13 protein-coding genes and 3 rRNA genes are annotated in these 18,199 nt (G+C 59.8%); 8 read left to right on the forward strand and 8 right to left on the reverse strand.

All coding sequences use genetic code 11. From position 1 onward, the window contains the following. Nucleotide 1 precedes the first annotated feature (1 nt). A complete protein-coding gene (clpS, locus tag BLT92_RS02655) occupies nt 2–307 on the reverse strand; it encodes an ATP-dependent Clp protease adapter ClpS (protein WP_092102880.1) in 306 nt (101 codons plus the stop codon). 52 nt (nt 308–359) lie between these two features. Here clpS and BLT92_RS02660 point away from each other — a divergent pair, with 52 nt between their 5' ends. Then, entirely contained in the window at nt 360–1,679 is a 1,320-nt protein-coding gene (locus BLT92_RS02660) for a nicotinate phosphoribosyltransferase (RefSeq protein WP_092102883.1), read from the forward strand. 11 nt (nt 1,680–1,690) lie between these two features. Here the strand turns inward: BLT92_RS02660 and BLT92_RS02665 are convergent, their stop codons facing one another. Continuing rightward, on the reverse strand, nt 1,691–3,472 hold the full coding sequence (locus BLT92_RS02665; RefSeq protein WP_092102886.1) for a DEAD/DEAH box helicase: 1,782 nt from the start codon (nt 3,470–3,472) through the stop codon (nt 1,691–1,693). Continuing rightward, complete coding sequence (locus BLT92_RS02670; RefSeq protein WP_092102889.1) at nt 3,473–3,727, reverse strand: DUF3039 domain-containing protein; 255 nt, start codon at nt 3,725–3,727, stop codon at nt 3,473–3,475. Nucleotides 3,728–3,758: 31 nt separating this feature from the next. Between BLT92_RS02670 and BLT92_RS02675 the strand changes: the two genes are divergently transcribed. Next, a complete protein-coding gene (locus BLT92_RS02675; RefSeq protein WP_092102892.1) occupies nt 3,759–4,274 on the forward strand; it encodes a flavin reductase family protein in 516 nt (171 codons plus the stop codon). Nucleotides 4,275–4,400: 126 nt separating this feature from the next. On the opposite strand, the gene gdhA is transcribed toward BLT92_RS02675, so the two are convergent. Then, nucleotides 4,401–5,747 (reverse strand): NADP-specific glutamate dehydrogenase, encoded by a 1,347-nt coding sequence (gdhA, locus tag BLT92_RS02680; protein WP_092102894.1) that lies wholly within the window; start codon nt 5,745–5,747, stop codon nt 4,401–4,403. Between the two features lie 194 nt (nt 5,748–5,941). On the opposite strand from gdhA, the gene BLT92_RS02685 reads away from it, so the two are divergent. Continuing rightward, entirely contained in the window at nt 5,942–6,547 is a 606-nt protein-coding gene (locus BLT92_RS02685) for a GNAT family N-acetyltransferase (protein ID WP_092108710.1), read from the forward strand. 124 nt (nt 6,548–6,671) lie between these two features. Here the strand turns inward: BLT92_RS02685 and rrf are convergent. The 4 genes from rrf to BLT92_RS02705 form a co-directional block, all read right to left on the reverse strand. Further along, nucleotides 6,672–6,790 (reverse strand): 5S ribosomal RNA (gene rrf / locus BLT92_RS02690). Nucleotides 6,791–6,952: 162 nt separating this feature from the next. Then, nucleotides 6,953–10,066: ribosomal RNA gene (locus BLT92_RS02695) — 23S ribosomal RNA — on the reverse strand. A 413-nt stretch (nt 10,067–10,479) separates the two neighbouring features. Then, a 16S ribosomal RNA gene (locus BLT92_RS02700) occupies nt 10,480–12,020 on the reverse strand. The 16S, 23S and 5S rRNA genes sit together here, the layout of an rRNA operon. 612 nt (nt 12,021–12,632) lie before the next feature. Continuing rightward, nucleotides 12,633–13,307, reverse strand: coding sequence for an SOS response-associated peptidase (locus BLT92_RS02705; RefSeq protein WP_231938984.1), 675 nt, complete (start codon nt 13,305–13,307; stop codon nt 12,633–12,635). Between the two features lie 52 nt (nt 13,308–13,359). Here BLT92_RS02705 and BLT92_RS02710 point away from each other — a divergent pair, with 52 nt between their 5' ends. The 5 genes from BLT92_RS02710 (at nt 13,360) to BLT92_RS02730 (ending at nt 18,178) form a co-directional block, all read left to right on the forward strand. Further along, nucleotides 13,360–13,875, forward strand: coding sequence for a MarR family winged helix-turn-helix transcriptional regulator (locus tag BLT92_RS02710; RefSeq protein WP_092102901.1), 516 nt, complete (start codon nt 13,360–13,362; stop codon nt 13,873–13,875). Between the two features lie 194 nt (nt 13,876–14,069). Continuing rightward, nucleotides 14,070–15,236, forward strand: a complete 1,167-nt coding sequence (locus BLT92_RS02715) for an acyl-CoA dehydrogenase family protein (RefSeq protein ID WP_092102904.1) — start codon at nt 14,070–14,072, stop codon at nt 15,234–15,236. Nucleotide 15,237: 1 nt separating this feature from the next. After that, entirely contained in the window at nt 15,238–16,296 is a 1,059-nt protein-coding gene (locus tag BLT92_RS02720) for an enoyl-CoA hydratase/isomerase family protein (RefSeq protein WP_092102907.1), read from the forward strand. Continuing rightward, nucleotides 16,293–17,069: an enoyl-CoA hydratase gene (locus BLT92_RS02725; protein ID WP_092102910.1), complete on the forward strand. Its 777-nt coding sequence runs from the start codon at nt 16,293–16,295 to the stop codon at nt 17,067–17,069. The genes BLT92_RS02720 and BLT92_RS02725 overlap by 4 nt, the downstream gene beginning before the upstream one ends. A gap of 140 nt (nt 17,070–17,209) precedes the next feature. Then, nucleotides 17,210–18,178: an NAD(P)H-dependent flavin oxidoreductase gene (locus BLT92_RS02730; protein WP_092102913.1), complete on the forward strand. Its 969-nt coding sequence runs from the start codon at nt 17,210–17,212 to the stop codon at nt 18,176–18,178. Nucleotides 18,179–18,199: the final 21 nt, after the last annotated feature.

The following is an 18,199-nucleotide window of genomic DNA, read 5'->3' on the forward strand; positions in this document are numbered from 1 at the left end:
GTCAGTCGGATCCTGTTTCAGGTTGGCACGCGGCCCACAGGCCGTATTCGTGCATGGCTTGGGTGTCCCTCTCCATGGCTTCGCGTCCGCCCGTGGCAACGACGGAGCGGCCATTCTCATGGACTTCGAGCATCAGCGAGTGAGCCTTCTCGGTCGAATACCCGAAGTAGGCCTGGAAGACGTAGCTGACGTAGCTCATGAGATTGACGGGGTCGTTGAAGACGACGGTCTTCCATGGCTTTGCCTGTTCTGTCGCCGGTCGAATGTCGACCTCCGGTTCCAGAACTGGAGTCGTTGGATTGCTCACGTTTCCACCTTACGGCAGAACACTGACGCTGTCGTGACGTAGTATCGCGCCTATGAGTGATCTCACACGGACCGGTTCGACGGCTTTTTACACGGATCAGTACGAATTGACGATGGTCCAGGCGGCGCTGGAATCGGGTGCCGCTGACCGCAGGAGCCTGTTCGAAGTCTTCGGTCGCAGCCTGCCCATCGGTCGCCGCTACGGAGTTGTCGCCGGCACCGGCCGCATCCTCGAGATGCTCAGGGATTTCCGCTTCGGCGATGAGGAGCTCTCGTTCCTCAGCCGTGAGCAGATCGTCGATTCGAGAACCATCGACTGGTTGGCCGACTACTCCTTCTCCGGCAGCATCCGAGGATATGCGGAGGGCGAGATCTACTTCCCCGGCTCCCCACTGATGACGATCGAGTCCACCTTCGCGGAAGGGGTCATCCTCGAAACGCTCATCCTCTCGGCGATGAACTACGACAGTGCGGTCGCCTCGGCGGCGTCACGCATGGCCCAGGCTGCCGGAGATCGACCCTGCGCGGAGATGGGTGGTCGCCGCACCAACGAACATGCTGCTGTCGCCGCCGCCAGGGCCGCTGTCATCGGCGGGTTCGCCTCGACGTCGAACCTCGCCGCTGGGCTCAGGTATGGTCTGCGCACGATCGGCACCTCCGCTCATTCCTTCACGCTGCTCCACGATTCGGAGCAGGAGGCCTTCGCCGCCCAGCTCAGATCATTGGGCACCGACACGACTCTGCTCCTGGACACCTATGACGTCGAAGAGGCCCTGGCGACGGCTATCCGCTTGGCCGGTGAGAATCTGGGCGGGGTGCGCATCGACTCGGGCGACCTCGTCGAACAGGCCAGCGAAGTCCGGGCCGGCCTCGACCGCCTCGGCGCTCATGACACCAACATCACGGTCACCAGTGACCTCGACGAATATGCGATCGCTGCTCTCGCCGCCTCCCCCGTGGATTCCTATGGTGTCGGAACGCGAGTGGTCACCGGCTCGGGTGCTCCGGCCGCCGGGCTGGTGTACAAGCTTGTGGCCCGTGCCGACGAGTCGGGGGCCTGGACCTCGGTGGCGAAGAACTCCACCGGCAAACCCTCGCGTGGCGGCCACAAGGACGCCTTGCGCCTCATCGACGGTGCCATCGCGGTCGAAGAGGCCGTCGGCATCCCGACTCTGCCCGGAGATCTTGGCGATGGTCGTTCGCTGACGGTTGACCTCGTGGTCGATGGTGAGATCGACGAATCGTATATCGGTGCCGACGGCGTCACGAAGGCCTGTGCCCGGCACGACGAATCCCTGGCCGAGCTGCCCCGTTCGGCCAGGCGCATGCAGGACGGCGAACCGGCGATCCCCACGGTGTTCTATCCGAAGTGAGGGAGTTCTCCTCACTTCTTGCCGACGAACCAGCCTTGGAGCTTCTTGATCCGAGCCTGGATCTGTTCTCGGGTCGCCTGCGCCACGGCCGGTCCCCCGCAGGCCTTGCGCAGCTCGACGTGGACGGTTTTGTGCGGTGAGCCGGTCCGCCGTGACCAGGCACCGACGAGGCTCTGGAGCTGGTTGCGCTCCTCTTTCATCGCTCGGTGGTCCAGCTCGCTGGGCTCCGGCTCTGGTGCCGCTGGTGCGGACGCAGTCTTCCGCTTCGCCTGACGGGCCTGTTGGGTGCGCAGCAGCTCGTGGACCTGGTCGGGTTCGAGCAGGCCGGGAATGCCGATGAAGTCGAGTTCGTCCTCGGAGCCGATCGCTCCGCCGGTGCCGAACTCGCCGCCGTCGAAGAGCACCCGGTCGAAGAGCGCCTCGGCGCCGAGTGCTTCGAAGGAGCCAAGCTGATCAGATGCCCCCTCCTCGCGGTTCGCCTGTTCCATGGCCTGGTCGTCGAAGACGACGACATCGTTCTCGTCCTCATTCTTCGGTCGGTCCAGGGCGTGATCACGTTCGACTTCCATCGTGTTCGCCAGAGCCATGAGGATCGGGACGGAGGGCAGGAACACCGAGGCGGTCTCGCCGCGTTTGCGTGCACGGACGAAACGTCCGATTGCCTGCGCGAAGAACAGCGGGGTCGCCGATGACGTCGCGTAAACCCCGACGCACAGTCGTGGCACGTCAACGCCTTCGGAGACCATGCGGACGGCGACCATCCACCGGTCGGTGGAGTTCTGGAACTGCTCGATCCGCGCCGAGGCGCCCGCTTCGTCGGAGAGCACGACCGTGGGTGCCTCACCGGTGAGTTCGCGCAGCACCTTGGCATAGGCGCGTGCATTGTCCTGGTCCGTGGCAATGACGAGCCCACCGGCGTCGTGCACGGTCCGCCGCACCTCCGTCAGGCGCAGATCGGCGGCCTTGAGCACCGCCGGGATCCAGTCGCCGGCAGGGTCGAGTGCCGTCCGCCATGCCTGAGCATTGATGTCCTTCGTCGTCTCTTCTCCGAGCACGTGCGACATCTCGTCACCGGCTCTGGTCCGCCAGGACATGGCGCCGGCATAGGCGAGGAACAGGACTGGGCGGACGACAGAATCCTTCAGAGCACGTCCGTACCCGTAGGAGTAGTCCGCCACCGAGGTGCGAATGCCGTTCTCGTCGGGCGCATAGGTGACGAACGGGATCGGTGAGGTGTCCGATCGGAAGGGGGTCCCGGTCAGGGAGAGTCTGCGCACTGCAGGACCGAATGCCTCCCGGACAGCATCGCCCCAGGACAATGCGTCTCCTCCGTGATGGACCTCGTCGAGGATGACGAGCGTACGGCCCGCTGCGGTGCGGTTGTGGTGGAGCACCGGCTTGGCGGCCACCTGCGCGTAGGTGATGGCGACACCGTGATAGCCGGGGGCGTGTTTGCCCTGAGCGTTCTTGAACTGGGGGTCGAGTTTGATGCCGACGCGTGAAGCCGAATCGGCCCACTGCACCTTGAGGTGTTCTGTGGGTGCAACGACGGTGACTCTGTTGACGACTCGCTGCGCCAGCAGCTCGGCGGCGACTCGCAGTGCGAATGTCGTCTTGCCTGCGCCCGGTGTCGCGACTGCGAGAAAGTCCTTCGGCTGATCCCGAAAATACTGTTCCAGAGCCTCAGCCTGCCAGGCGCGCAACTTTCCGGCCGTTCCCCAAGCGGCACGCTCGGGAAAGGCCGGTGGCAGTTGTTCGGCAGCGGAGGTCCCTGGGAGACGTTCCGCGGCCATTTACTCCTTGGGTCCTTCAGACATCGTTGAGTAGATCTCTTTGCACCGCGGGCACACAGGGAACCGCTCGGGGTCTCTGGTGGGCACCCACACCTTTCCGCACAGGGCGATCAGCGGTGTGCCCGTGACCATGGATTCCATGATCTTGTCTTTGGGTGCGTAGTGGCTGAAACGTTCGTGGTCTCCGGGTTCAACACGTTGCTCGGACTGTTCACGCTCGATCGTTGCTGAACCACCTGATGCTGGATAGGTCATGGCTCCATTGTAGTTCCCTAGAATGAGTGCCATGGACAGAACTCACGAGGATTCCCTCACAGAACGCTACCGCGAACTCAGCGACGATATTGCTGCGGCCGTGGCTTTGGTCTCAGCCAAGCGCGGCAACGCCCTTCACGCGATCACCGTCGACTCGTTCCTCGATGTGTCCTATGATCCGCCGACCATGGCCGTCAGCATCTACGGCGGATCACGGATGATGGAGACGCTGGAGACGAGTGACCATTACGCCATCTCTGTGCTCAACTCCTCACAGCGAGACGTCTCCGAGCGGCTGGGCGCGCCCGGTCAACCGCTCTACGGTGCGCTCAAGGGCATCGACACGTTCCCCGCACCCCATTCGGGCCAGCCTGTGCTCACAGATGCGATCGCCTGGTTCGAGCTGCGGACGACGGAGGTCCTCGAAGTGGCTACTCATAGCCTCGTCGTCGGAGAGGTGGTGTCTCTGGGAGCCGGCGCCGACAGCAATAAAAGCAAACCATTGCTGCGGTGGCGCAAGGGCTACGGAACCATCGGGCCGCGCTGATCGGAGCTTGCGGATAAATGCCAGCGGCCCTCCGATCCTCCTCAGCTGCGTTGAAAGCTGTCGGAGGATCGGAGGGCCGCTGCGCGCCGGTCGGTCCCGGCCGCTTCCTGCAGCTCCTCAGTCAGCTCAGACGACGCCTTGTGCCAGCATCGCTTCGGAGACACGGGTGAAGCCTGCGATATTAGCACCGGCCACATAGTCACCCGGGGAGCCGAATTCTGCGGCGGCAGCGGCACAGCTGTCGTGGATGTCGCCCATGATCTCGGCCAGGCGAGCCTCGGTGAAGTCGAAGTCCCAAGTGTCGCGGCTGGCGTTCTGCTGCATTTCCAGAGCGCTGGTCGCCACACCACCGGCGTTGGCTGCCTTGCCCGGGGCGAAGAGCACGCCGGCCTCGGAGAAGGTCTTCACGGCCTCGGGTGTGCACGGCATGTTCGCTCCTTCGGCAAGGGCGATGACTCCGTTCCGGACCAGAGTCTGTGCCGAATCGGCATCGAGTTCGTTCTGGGTGGCGCACGGAAGCGCGACGTCGACTTCGACATCCCAGACGTTGCCGCCCTCGTGGTAGCTGGAGCGACCTCCACGTTCGTCGACGTATTCGGCAATACGACCGCGCTGTTCGAACTTGATGCGTTTGACGATGTCAGTGTCGATTCCGTCCGGGTCGTGGATGAAACCGCTGGAGTCGGACATCGTGATCACGGTGCCGCCGAAGGCTGTGGCCTTCTCCGCCGCGAAGACTGCGACGTTTCCCGATCCGGAGATCGCGATCGTGCGTCCGTCGATGTTCTTCTTCGCTGCTGAGAGCATGTCCTTGAGGAAGTAGACGACACCGAACCCGGTAGCTTCAGTGCGGACCATGGATCCGCCGTAGGACAGGCCCTTACCGGTGAGGACGCCGGCCTCGTATTCGTTCTTCATCCGCTTGTACTGGCCGAACAGGTAGCCGATCTCGCGCCCTCCGACACCGATGTCACCGGCCGGAACGTCACGGTATTCGCCGATGTGGCGGGAGAGCTCTGTCATGAATGATTGGCAGAAGCGCATGATCTCAAGGTCGCTGCGTCCCTTGGGGTCGAAGTCCGAACCGCCCTTGCCGCCGCCGATGGGCAGTCCTGTGATGGCGTTCTTGAAGATCTGTTCGAAGCCGAGGAACTTCACGATACCGAGGTTCACCGACGGGTGGAAGCGCAATCCGCCCTTGTAAGGACCCAGAGCGGAGTTGAACTGGACGCGGAACGCGCGATTGATCTGGACGACGCCCTGATCGTCAATCCATGGAACACGGAAGATGATCTGCCGTTCCGGTTCACAGAGACGCTCGAAGGCCGAGAGTTCGAGGTATTCGGGGTGTTTGTCAACGACAGGCCCCAAGGAATGGAGTACTTCCTGTACCGCTTGATGAAACTCCGACTCTCCGGGATTGCGATGGAGCACAGTGTCGAAGATTGGCTGCAGTGATGGATGTAAGCTCATGGGAACAACTTACCGTGACCCGCATAACATGAGCTGGTGCGACCGAATAATGGACAACACGGTGTCGGAAAGCATATGTGGTATAAGCCGAATCTTGGCGACTATCGGTAACAGACACTAACCGACGGTAGTATCAGGAGATGGAGTTGGAAGAAGTTTGGCCGCCATTTGCCCTGAGAATTCGCTGTGGCGACATGGAATTGTCCCCGGTTCGCGAATCCGACTATTCGGAATTAGCCGACATCGCCGACGGTGGGGTCCGCCAGCATAACCTACCGGCTTTTCTCGTCAATTGGGATTCGGGCACTCGTGAGGAAATCGCACGGTCCATGGCGCAGTATCAATGGAATACGCGAGCGAACTTCCAGGTCAATGATTGGACGATCGAGTTCACCGTCCGGGTCGGCAGTCGTGTTGTCGGTGTACAGGGTGTCAGTGCACAGCACTTTCCGCACACACGATCGGTGTCAACGGGCTCGTGGTTGGCCCTGCACGAGCAGGGTCAGGGGTACGGCACCCGGATGAGGAGGATCGCTGTGACGGCGTTTGCCGATCATTTCGACGCGGTCTCCTTCCACTCCGGATTCTTCGAGGGCAATGAGGCCAGTCGCAAGGTCTCAGAAAGGCTGGGTTACTCCCCCAACGGGGTGAAGACCATCGTCGCTCAGGACGGTTTGGCACATGTTGAGCGCCAAGTCATTCTGACAGCTGCGAATATCGAACGAGGTCCAGATCCGGTGGAAGTAGTCGGGGCCGAACAGGTCCGCCGCTTCCTCGGCCTCGAACTTTCGCGGGGGTAGACTCAAGAACCTCTTGCACCTGGGTCGCTCAGTTGCAGGCGAATCGTCGCCCCACCGTGTGAATGCAATAAAGAGGAGAGGACCACCCCGTCAAAACGGAATGACCCTCCCCTCTCAAAGAATATTGCGGCAGTCACCTACTCTCCCACAACCACCAAGTTGCAGTACCATCAGCGCGAATGGGCTTAGCTACCGGGATCGGAACGGTTAACCGGGCGTTTCCCCACCACTATCACCACCGCAAAACCAACAAACCACCACCACCCCAAGACTTCATCAATCTCAAAGGGCAGGTAGCAGTCCAAGAACCGCACAGCGAACGCGAACACCACACATAATGTGACCCGTAAAAACGTCTCGTAAAACCTACAGTGTTACCCGCACACACCAACCACCAAAAAAGTGTTGGATGAGTGATCGGCGTATTAGTACCAGTCAACTCCACACCTCACAGTGCTTCCATACCCGGCCTATCAACCCCATAATCTATAGGACACCTCACCCCCAAAACGGGGTTGGAAATCTCATCTCGAAGCAGGCTTCCCGCTTAGATGCTTTCAGCGGTTATCCTTCCCGAACGTAGCCAACCAGCCATGCACCTGGCGGTACAACTGGCACACCAGAGGTTCGTCCGTCCCGGTCCTCTCGTACTAAGGACAGGCCTCCACAAATTTCCTACGCACGCAGCGGATAGGGACCGAACTGTCTCACGACGTTCTAAACCCAGCTCGCGTACCGCTTTAATGGGCGAACAGCCCAACCCTTGGGACCGACTACAGCCCCAGGATGCGACGAGCCGACATCGAGGTGCCAAACCATGCCGTCGATATGGACTCTTGGGCAAGATCAGCCTGTTATCCCCGAGGTACCTTTTATCCGTTGAGCGACCACGCTTCCACAAGCCATGGCCGGGTCACTAGTCCCAGCTTTCGCTCCTGCTCGACACGTCCGTCTCACAGTCAAGCTCCCTTGTGCACTTACACTCGACACCTGATTGCCAACCAGGCTGAGGGAACCTTTGGGCGCCTCCGTTACTCTTTAGGAGGCAACCGCCCCAGTTAAACTACCCATCAGGCACTGTCCCTGAACCCGATCAGGGTCCGAAGTTAAGAAATCCAGTATAGTCAGAGTGGTATTTCACCAACGACTCCACCACAACTAGCGTCGTAGCCTCACAGTCTCCCACCTATCCTACACAAACCACACCGAATCCCAATACCAAACTATAGTGAAGGTCTCGGGGTCTTTCCGTCCTGCTGCGCGTAACGAGCATCTTTACTCGTAATGCAATTTCGCCGAGTTCGTGGTTGAGACAGCAGAGAAGTCGTTACGCCATTCGTGCAGGTCGGAACTTACCCGACAAGGAATTTCGCTACCTTAGGATGGTTATAGTTACCACCGCCGTTTACTGGGGCTTAAATTCTCCGCTTCACCCCCAAAGGGGTTAACGAGTCCTCTTAACCTTCCAGCACCGGGCAGGCGTCAGTCCGTATACATCGACTTACATCTTCGCACGGACCTGTGTTTTTAATAAACAGTCGCTTCTCTCTGGCCTCTGCGACCACCACCAGCACATCCCAGAGCAAGTCTGGTTCACCGGGATGGTCCCCCTTCTCCCGAAGTTACGGGGGCATTTTGCCGAGTTCCTTAACCACGATTCTCTCGATCACCTTAGTATTCTCTACCTGACCACCTGTGTCGGTTATAGGGTACGGGCAACACACACCCTCACGCCGATGCTTTTCTCGGCAGCATAGGATCACCAGATCACCCCACCAAAGTGGGGCGCCCATCAGCTCTCACACCATATGCGGGGACGGATTTACCTACCCCCACGTGCTACGACCTTAGACCACGACTACCATCGCGTGGCCTGGCTACCTTCCTGCGTCACACCTCGCGCTTACCGACTCCACACTCAGGTCCCACAATCAACACCAACACCCAGTCCGAAGACCAGAAGGGCATCTCTCGTGGTTAGTATCATATGTTTTAGTATTGTCGGTTGTGCGTCGGTACCAGAATATCAACTGGTTGTCCATCGACTACGCCTGTCGGCCTCGCCTTAGGTCCCGACTTACCCAGGGCGGATTAGCCTAGCCCTGGAACCCTTGGTCATCCGGTGGACGGGATTCTCACCCGTCTTTCGCTACTCATGCCTGCATTCTCACTCGTACCGGCTCCACCACTCGTTCACACGGCGACTTCACTGCCAGCACGACGCTCCCCTACCCAACACCCCACCATTACGGCTATACGGGATGCTGCCACAACTTCGGCGGTGTACTTAGCCCCGCTACATTATCGGCGCTCAATCACTTGACCAGTGAGCTATTACGCACTCTTTCAAGGATGGCTGCTTCTAAGCCAACCTCCTGGTTGTCTTCGCAACTGAACATCCTTTCCCACTTAGCACACGCTTAGGGGCCTTAGTTGATGGTCTGGGCTGTTTCCCTCTCGACAATGAAGCTTATCCCCCACTGTCTCACTGCCACGCTGAACCTTACCGGCATTCGGAGTTTAGTTGACGTCAGTAACCCGTTGGGGCCCATCAGCCATCCAGTAGCTCTACCTCCGGCAAGAACCACGTAACGCTGCACCTAAATGCATTTCGGGGAGAACCAGCTATCACAGAGTTTGATTGGCCTTTCACCCCTAACCACAGGTCATCCCCTCCATTTTCAACTGAAGTGGGTGCGGGCCTCCACGCGCTCTTACACACGCTTCACCCTGCCCATGGCTAGATCACTCCGCTTCGGGTCTAGGACACGCGACTCAAATCGCCCTATTCGGACTCGCTTTCGCTACGGCTACCCCACACGGGTTAACCTCGCCACGCACCGCTAACTCGCAGGCTCATTCTTCAAAAGGCACGCCATCACCCCAACAAGGAGGCTCTGACGGATTGTAAGCACATGGTTTCAGGTACTCTTTCACTCCCCTCCCGGGGTACTTTTCACCATTCCCTCACGGTACTATCCGCTATCGGTCATCAGGAAGTATTTAGCCTTACCAGGTGGTCCTGGCAGATTCACACGACATTCCACGAGTACCGTGCTACTCGGGCATATGCACAACGCCGGGGCCACATGTTTCGTCTACGGGACTCTCACCCACTCCGGTACTGTTTCCCACCAGCTTCGACTACACGCAACACACTCAACGTCTTGGCCATGCTGGACCAAATCACGCATACCCCACAACACCGTCTCAGCAACACCAGCACGCTTGACACTGACACGGTTTAGGCTCATCCGGTTTCGCTCGCCACTACTCCCGGAATCATGTTTTATTTTCTCTTCCTACGGGTACTGAGATGTTTCACTTCCCCGCGTTCCCCCCACACACCCTATATATTCAGATGCGGGTCACCACACTCTCATGCGGCGGGGTTTCCCCATTCGGACACCCTCGGATCACAGCCCGTTTATCGGCTCCCCGAGGCTTATCGCAGATTTCCACGTCCTTCATCGGCTCCTGATGCCAAGGCATCCACCATGCGCTCTTACACACTCACCACAACCACATTCATGGTCATCATGCGTGTGTGCGAAAATTTCACACTAAAGATTTCACAAGAAAAATCACATTACATAACAACACAACAAAGTTGTGTTGTTGATGCTCGCGTCCACTATACGATTCTCAAACCACTACCAAACACCACCCCGCAAACCCTGCGCGCTGCACAGGACTCACGGACTAGGTCGGTCCGTTGGATGAAACCACACACACAACCATTGCTGGCTGGATTGTGATTCCAGGACCCAATAACGTGTCAGTTCCTATTCGCCCACGCTCACCGCCACACGAGGCACATACCCCGAAGCGACGCTGTGTGAACGAGCCAGATAGATGATGTTCCACCCTTGAGCTCTCACCCAGTAACACGAATGGTCACTGCGATGAGGATCTTAATGTGTGCTCCTTAGAAAGGAGGTGATCCAGCCGCACCTTCCGGTACGGCTACCTTGTTACGACTTAGTCCCAATTGCCAGTCCCACCTTAGACGGCCCCCTCCCCACAAGGGGGTTGGGCCACCGGCTTCGGGTGTTACCGACTTTCGTGACTTGACGGGCGGTGTGTACAAGGCCCGGGAACGTATTCACCGCAGCGTTGCTGATCTGCGATTACTAGCGACTCCGACTTCACGTAGTCGAATTGCAGACTACGATCCGAACTGAGACTGGCTTTAAGGGATTCGCTAAAACCTCACGGTCTCGCATCTCTCTGTACCAGCCATTGTAGCATGCGTGAAGCCCAAGACATAAAGGGCATGATGATTTGACGTCATCCCCACCTTCCTCCGAGTTGACCCCGGCAGTCTCCTATGAGTTCCCACCATCACGTGCTGGCAACATAGAACGAGGGTTGCGCTCGTTGCGGGACTTAACCCAACATCTCACGACACGAGCTGACGACAACCATGCACCACCTGTACACCAACCCCAAAGGGGAAGGACTGTTTCCAGCCCGGTCTGGTGTATGTCAAGCCTTGGTAAGGTTCTTCGCGTTGCATCGAATTAATCCGCATGCTCCGCCGCTTGTGCGGGCCCCCGTCAATTCCTTTGAGTTTTAGCCTTGCGACCGTACTCCCCAGGCGGGGCACTTAATGCGTTAGCTACGGCGCGGAGAACGTGGAATGTCCCCCACACCTAGTGCCCAACGTTTACGGCATGGACTACCAGGGTATCTAATCCTGTTCGCTCCCCATGCTTTCGCTCCTCAGTGTCAGTTACAGCCCAGAGTCCCGCCTTCGCCACCGGTGTTCCTCCTGATATCTGCGCATTTCACCGCTACACCAGGAATTCCAGACTCCCCTACTGCACTCTAGTCAGCCCGTACCCACTGCACGCGCAACGTTAAGCGTTGCGTTTCCACAGCAGACGTGACCAACCACCTACGAGCTCTTTACGCCCAATAATTCCGGACAACGCTCGTACCCTACGTATTACCGCGGCTGCTGGCACGTAGTTAGCCGGTACTTCTTCTGCAGGTACCGTCACCACCAAAGGTGGCTTCTTCCCTGCTGAAAGCGGTTTACAACCCGAAGGCCGTCATCCCGCACGCTGCGTCGCTGCATCAGGGTTTCCCCCATTGTGCAATATTCCCCACTGCTGCCTCCCGTAGGAGTCTGGGCCGTGTCTCAGTCCCAGTGTGGCCGGTCGCCCTCTCAGGCCGGCTACCCGTCGTCGCCATGGTGGGCCATTACCCCACCATCTAGCTGATAGGCCGCGAGCCCATCCCCAACCGAAAAAACTTTCCACCATCCCTCATGCGAGGAACGGTCATATCCGGTATTAGACCCAGTTTCCCGGGCTTATCCCGAAGTCAGGGGCAGGTTACTCACGTGTTACTCACCCGTTCGCCACTCATCCACCCCGGTGCAAGCACCAGAGCTTCAGCGTTCGACTTGCATGTGTTAAGCACGCAGCCAGCGTTCGTCCTGAGCCAGGATCAAACTCTCCATAAAAAAATTATGTAACGAATCAATCCCAGCAAGACAGCCAACACACGATCACGGGGTGATCGTCGTTGACCCAAAAAAATCATGCCCACACACGCTGACATGACCACCCGGCGAAGGGCAGCCACAAATGTGTGGACATGTGATTGTCTTACCAGAAAATATTAATGTTTCTGGCATCACTATCTGTTCAAACAAACACGCTATTGGATTCTCAAACCACAAACACTCACCCGTCACCACACCAAAAAACAGTGCGTTCACCAGGGGTGTCAGTTTCATTTGTGTACTTTTCGCCTTGCGGCTCGCTGTACCAGCGGATATCTACTCTACAGTGTTGTTTCGACCTTCGCAACTTGAAGTTCATCTTCAATTCGCTGGGATCAAACCTGATCGGAGTGACCGTTGCCGTTCCTTGCGGGCTGGCAACTCGGTACACACTACACACATCCGAGACCGTGTGCAAAATGGGCCGATTCGACCCTTCCCAACAGAGAATTGGCCGCGGTCGGCGATGCTCTTCACCACCCCCTGCACCGTCGCCGATCTTGCCCTGCACGCCCAGCAGTTCCGCCTCGCTCTGCAGGGGTGCGCTCAGCCACCGGTGCAGACCTGCGCTCACGCCACCGGTGCAGTCAGCTCTGGGCCGTCGTTGCGGACGTTTCCCACGCTCCTGCCGACCTTGTGCCGAGTCACACTCGCTGGGTCGACCTGCGACAGGGTTGATTCCACCAGCGGAGGAACGTTGCTGCTCGGCACCGCGGGATCGATCCAGTCATCGACGGCGCCGCGGTTGAGGAAGACCGGCATCCGATGGTGCACATCCTGCAGATGCCCTGCCGCCTCCATCGTCAGAATCGTCGTCGACACCAACCAGGACTGGTCTGGCTGCTTCCAGAACTCGAAGAGGCCGGCCATGAAGAGCGGGCCGCCACCTGCTGCGGACATCATCCACGGTTGTTTGCCGTCTTCCGTGGTCTCCCACTCGTAGTAGCCGGGGACCGGAACTGCGCAGCGGCGCCTCTTGATGGACTGCCGGAACATCGGTTTCTCGAGGACAGTCTCCGACCGCGCATTGAATGCTTTGAACCCGATCTTCGTGTCCTTCGCCCACCCAGGCACCAATCCCCAGGAAGCAGTCTCCAGTCGCCGCGTCAGCTGTCCCTCATCATCCAATCGCTCGACGACGATAGGCACGAAGGAGCCTGGTGGCACGTTGTACCTGGGTGTGTAGTCATAGGAGACGACGTCAAGGCGAAGCTCATCGGCGAGATCTGCCGGATCGAGAGACATATTGAGTCGACCGCACATGCGCTTATCTTCTCACTTCACTACACTGTCGACAATGGCGGCGGAAAAGACATCAGCGAGCAGACTCGACCCGATCGAGGAGTCCAGGAAGCAGTGGCTCGCCCACGGGTGGAACGATTCCACCGATGGCATGACGACCGTGATCTCAGTGATGAGGGTCCATCAGCTGTTTCTCGCCAAGGTCGATGCCGCGCTCAAACCATTCGCGCTGACGTTCTCGCGATACGAGGTCCTCACACTTCTGTCCTTCACCAAGTCGGGGACATTGCCGATGTCGAAGATCTCGGCCCGCCTCCAGGTTCATGCCACGTCGACGACGAATTCGGTCGATCGGCTCGAGAAGGCCGGTCTCGTGAAGAGACGCAGCCACCCCGACGACCGTCGCACCACACTCGTCGAGCTCACCGACACCGGCCGTGCGCTGTCTTCACGCGCCACGGCCGCCCTCAATGACGAGGTATTCAGCTCACCTGCACTGGCCGGGGCCGACTTGGGCGGACTACTGCCCCATCTCGAATCTCTGCGGTCCGAACTCGAAGGCCGAGGCTGACGCTCCTCTTCTCTTCCCACTACGGGCCCTGCCTTTCCGCTGCGTCCCCTGCATCTCTCCCCTATCGGCCGACTCTGCGACGAAGCAGCTGTCCTGAATTAGTTGGACGTCCAAGTAATTTCTCCGTATCGTGGTTAACGTCATCACGTATGCGACACGCCTCAAACGTGAATAGCCCTATCCGTGGAGGAACAATGTCCCGCAGCACAGCAGCTGCCCTGCCGTTCGGTCTCACCGAAGAACAACAGACGATCTCCGGCATGGTGCGCGAATTCGCCGATTCCGAGATCGCTCCGCACGCTCTGGAGTGGGACGCCGAGCACCACTTCCCTGTCGACGTGATCAAAAAGTCCGCCGACTTGGGCATGGGCGGAATCTACGTCAGCGAAGAGGCCGGGGGCACCGGGATGGGCCGCATGGATGCCGCCCTCATCTTCGAAGCGATGTCGACGGGCTGTCCCTCGGTCGCCGCGTACATCTCCATCCACAATATGGTGGCCTGGATGATCGACAAGTACGGCAGTGCCGAACTGAAGGAGAAGTACCTCGCGCCCCTCGTGTCGATGGACAACCTCGGCAGCTATTGCCTCACCGAACCGAATGCAGGCTCCGACGCCGCCGCTCTGCGCACCTCGGCGAGAGAAGACGGTGACTCCTACGTCCTCAACGGCGTCAAACAGTTCATCTCCGGAGCCGGCGCCACCGAGACGTACCTGGTGATGGCGCGTACCGGCCAGGACGGATCGCGCGGAATCTCCGCATTCATCCTCGAAAAGGGCATGGAGGGCCTCTCCTTCGGCCCGAATGAACAGAAGATGGGATGGCGAGCTCAGCCGACCCGACAGGTCATCATGGAAAACGTGCGCGTGCCGAAGGAGAACCTCCTCGGCGAACCCGGTCAGGGTTTCAAGATCGCGATGTCCGGACTCGACGGAGGCCGGCTCAACATCGGAGCATGTTCGCTGGGCGGCGGGCAGTCTGCGTTGGAGAAGGCCATCGACTACATGGGCGAACGACAGGCCTTCGGCACCGAGCTCTCAGCTTTCCAGGCCCTGCGATTCGAGGTCGCGGAGATGCAGACCAAGCTCGAAGCGGCTCGCTCCCTCCTGTGGCGTGCCGCCAACGCCTACGACGCAGGCGATCCGAACACCTCACTGCTCTCGGCAATGGCGAAGCTGACAGCCACGGATTCGGGCTTCGACGTCGCCAATAGGGCACTCCAGTTGCACGGCGGCTACGGCTATCTGACAGAGTATGGAATTGAGAAGCTGGTGCGTGACCTGCGCGTCCACCAGATTCTGGAAGGCAGTAACGAAATCATGCGCGTGATCATTTCGCGCAAGAGCACAGGAGTGGGCTGATATGACAACTGAAGCTGCGGCACCGCCAAGCGAAACCTCCGTCATCACCTCGAGCCACAACAGGGTGGGACGCATCGAACTCAACAAACCGAAACTGATCAATGCATTGGGCCAGGACATGGTGGGCGCCATCGACGACGCTCTCAAGAGCTGGCGCAACGATGACTCGATCACAGCAGTCCTGGTCACCGGACGGGGCGAACGTGGGCTGTGCGCCGGCGGCGACATCAAGGCCGTCTACAACGACATCGTGGCCGGCACCGATGAGAATGCCCGGTTCTGGAATCGCGAATACAAGATGAACCATGCGATCTCCGAATTCCCCAAGCCCTATGTCGTGATCATGAATGGCATCACCATGGGCGGCGGGGTCGGGATCTCCTCTCACGGCTCACACCGCATCGTCACCGACTCCACGAAGATCGGAATGCCGGAGACCGGGATCGGCCTGTTCCCCGACGTCGGCGGCACACACCTGCTGGCCAACGCCCCGGGCGAACTCGGCACCCACCTGGCACTGACCGGACAGCCGGTCGGCGCCGGAGCCGCACTGGCCATGGGCCTGGCCGACTACTACGTGCTCGATGCCGATGTCCCGGGACTCATCGCCGAGCTCGAAGCCGGAGGTGATGTCGAGGAGACGATCACCCGCCACGCCTCCGAGGCTCCAGAGAACGAACTCGCCGAGGCTGCAGCCTGGATCAACGAGTGCTACGCCGCAGACCGCGCCGAAGACATCGTCGCAGCTCTGGCCGCGCATGCGAATCCCGATGCCAATGCCGCAGCGAAGCTGATCGGGACCAAGGCCCCCACCTCGGTGAAGGTGACCCTGGCCGCCGTCCGCAACGCCGGGAACATGTCCTTGGCCGAGGTCCTCGAGCAGGATTACCGGGCAGCCGTCGCGCTGACCCGGCGCCCCGATCTCAAGGAGGGCATCCGCGCTCAGGTCATCGACAAGGACCGCAACCCGCAGTGGTCGCCTGCCACGCTCTACGAGGTCAGCGACGAAACAGTCCACGAGATTCTCACCACCGATCACGAAGAGAAGGTGTTCGCATGAGCAACTACGAAACAATCCTCACATCCGTCGACCAGGGTGTTGCCACCATCACGCTCGATCGCCCGAAGGCTCTCAACGCGCTGAATATGCAGGTGCTCACCGACGTCACCGACGCTGCCACCGCATTCGATGCCGACGATGAGGTCAAGGCGATCATCATCACCGGCAGCGGCAAGGCCTTCGCCGCGGGTGCCGACATCAAGGAGATGTCCGACCTCAACTTCGCGACCGCGTTCAAGGCCGACTGGTTCGCCGGCTGGACCCGCCTGACTGACGTGCGCAAACCGGTCATCACCGCGGTCAACGGCTTCGCGCTCGGCGGCGGCTGTGAGCTGGCGATGATGGGCGACATCCTCATCGCGTCGACGAAGGCGAAGTTCGGCCAGCCCGAGATCAACCTCGGCGTCCTTCCCGGCATGGGCGGATCTCAGCGTCTGACTCGCGCGATCGGCAAGGCGAAGTCCATGGACATGTGCCTGACCGGCCGCATGATGGACGCCGAGGAGGCCGAACGCTCCGGTCTCGTCGCACGCCTCGTCGAGCCCGAGGAACTGCTTCCCACAGCAAACGAGATCGCGCAGACGATCGCGTCGAAGTCCCGCATCGCCTCGGCGATGGTCAAGGAAGCGGTCAACACCGCGTTCGAAACGACGCTCGAGCAGGGATTGCGCTACGAACGTCGCCTCTTCCACTCCACGCTGGCCACGAATGACCAGTCCGAGGGCATGGCCGCATTCGTCGAGAAGCGGGATGCGAACTTCACGGATTCCTGACCGCCGCGAAACGCGTATGGGTGCACCGATGGCGCAGACGAGTCGATCTCGTCTGCGCCATCGGTGTTTCTGCCCACATGATCACTTTTAACAATCGTTCAGTTAGAGTGGAAAACGACTATCCACCCACAGGAGGCACCATGAATTCTTTCGCCAATATTCTCCCCCAACTGCGGCTCCCGGTCCTCGGTTCCCCCATGTTCATCGCATCGGGCCCCGAGCTGGTCAAGGCCCAGTGCCAATCCGGCATCATCGGCTCCTTCCCCACCCTCAATGCTCGCCCGGCCTCGATGCTCACCGACTGGTTGGACGAGATCCGTGAATCCAACGCCGCGTTCACCGCAGCGAATCCGACTCGGCCAGCGGCGCCGTTCTCCGTGAACCTCATCGTTCACCGTTCGAACAACCGTTTGGAGTCTGACCTCGCCGAGGTGGTCCGGCAACAGGTACCCATCGTGATCACCTCGCTGGGCGCACGAGAAGAGGTCAATGAGGCCGTGCACTCCTACGGCGGCATCGTCCTCCACGACGTGATCAACAACAAGTTCGCGCACAAGGCCGTGGAGAAGGGCGCCGACGGCGTCATCGCCGTGGCCGCAGGTGCCGGCGGACATGCCGGGGCACTCTCACCGTTCGCCTTGGTCCAAGAGATTCGGTCCTGGTTCGACGGTCCGCTGCTGCTCTCGGGAGCGATCGCCCACGGCCGTTCGATCCTCGCGGCTCTGGCCGCCGGCGCGGACTGCGCCTACGTAGGCTCGGCCTTCCTCTCGACGACAGAGGCCAATGTCACCGAAGACTACAAGCAGATGATCGTCGACTCCGCGGCCGAGGACGTCGTCTACTCGAGCTACTTCACCGGGGTCAAGGGCAACTACCTGCGCGGGTCGATCACAGCCTCGGGCCTCGATCCCGACAACCTTCCCGACGCTGACCCGACGAAGATGGACTTCGGCACGAAGGAGGGCTCGGACTCGAAGGCGTGGAAGGACATCTGGGGCTCGGGCCAGGGCATCGGGGTCCTCGACTCCAAGTGCACCACTGCCGAACTCGTCGAGGACCTGGCGACTCAGTTCGAGGCCGCGAAGAAGGACTTCACCGCTCGCCTCTGAGGCGAGTTCAGCGAGTGAGCG

Origin of the sequence: Brevibacterium picturae, assembly GCF_900105045.1 — a bacterium.
Taxonomy (GTDB): Bacteria; Actinomycetota; Actinomycetes; order Actinomycetales; family Brevibacteriaceae; genus Brevibacterium; species Brevibacterium picturae.

Excerpts from the sequence above, each read along its gene's own strand:
- BLT92_RS02720 (WP_092102907.1), top strand. The coding sequence starts at position 15,238 with ATGACAACTGAAGCTGCGGCACCGCCAAGCGAAACCTCCGTCATCACC.
- BLT92_RS02715 (WP_092102904.1), top strand. The coding sequence starts at position 14,070 with ATGTCCCGCAGCACAGCAGCTGCCCTGCCGTTCGGTCTCACCGAAGAA.
- BLT92_RS02685 (WP_092108710.1), top strand. The coding sequence starts at position 5,942 with ATGGAATTGTCCCCGGTTCGCGAATCCGACTATTCGGAATTAGCCGAC.
- BLT92_RS02660 (WP_092102883.1), top strand. The coding sequence starts at position 360 with ATGAGTGATCTCACACGGACCGGTTCGACGGCTTTTTACACGGATCAG.
- BLT92_RS02670 (WP_092102889.1), bottom strand. The coding sequence starts at position 3,727 with ATGACCTATCCAGCATCAGGTGGTTCAGCAACGATCGAGCGTGAACAG.
- BLT92_RS02675 (WP_092102892.1), top strand. The coding sequence starts at position 3,759 with ATGGACAGAACTCACGAGGATTCCCTCACAGAACGCTACCGCGAACTC.
- BLT92_RS02710 (WP_092102901.1), top strand. The coding sequence starts at position 13,360 with ATGGCGGCGGAAAAGACATCAGCGAGCAGACTCGACCCGATCGAGGAG.
- BLT92_RS02730 (WP_092102913.1), top strand. The coding sequence starts at position 17,210 with ATGAATTCTTTCGCCAATATTCTCCCCCAACTGCGGCTCCCGGTCCTC.
- BLT92_RS02725 (WP_092102910.1), top strand. The coding sequence starts at position 16,293 with ATGAGCAACTACGAAACAATCCTCACATCCGTCGACCAGGGTGTTGCC.
- BLT92_RS02665 (WP_092102886.1), bottom strand. The coding sequence starts at position 3,472 with ATGGCCGCGGAACGTCTCCCAGGGACCTCCGCTGCCGAACAACTGCCA.
- BLT92_RS02705 (WP_231938984.1), bottom strand. The coding sequence starts at position 13,307 with ATGTCTCTCGATCCGGCAGATCTCGCCGATGAGCTTCGCCTTGACGTC.
- gdhA (WP_092102894.1), bottom strand. The coding sequence starts at position 5,747 with ATGAGCTTACATCCATCACTGCAGCCAATCTTCGACACTGTGCTCCAT.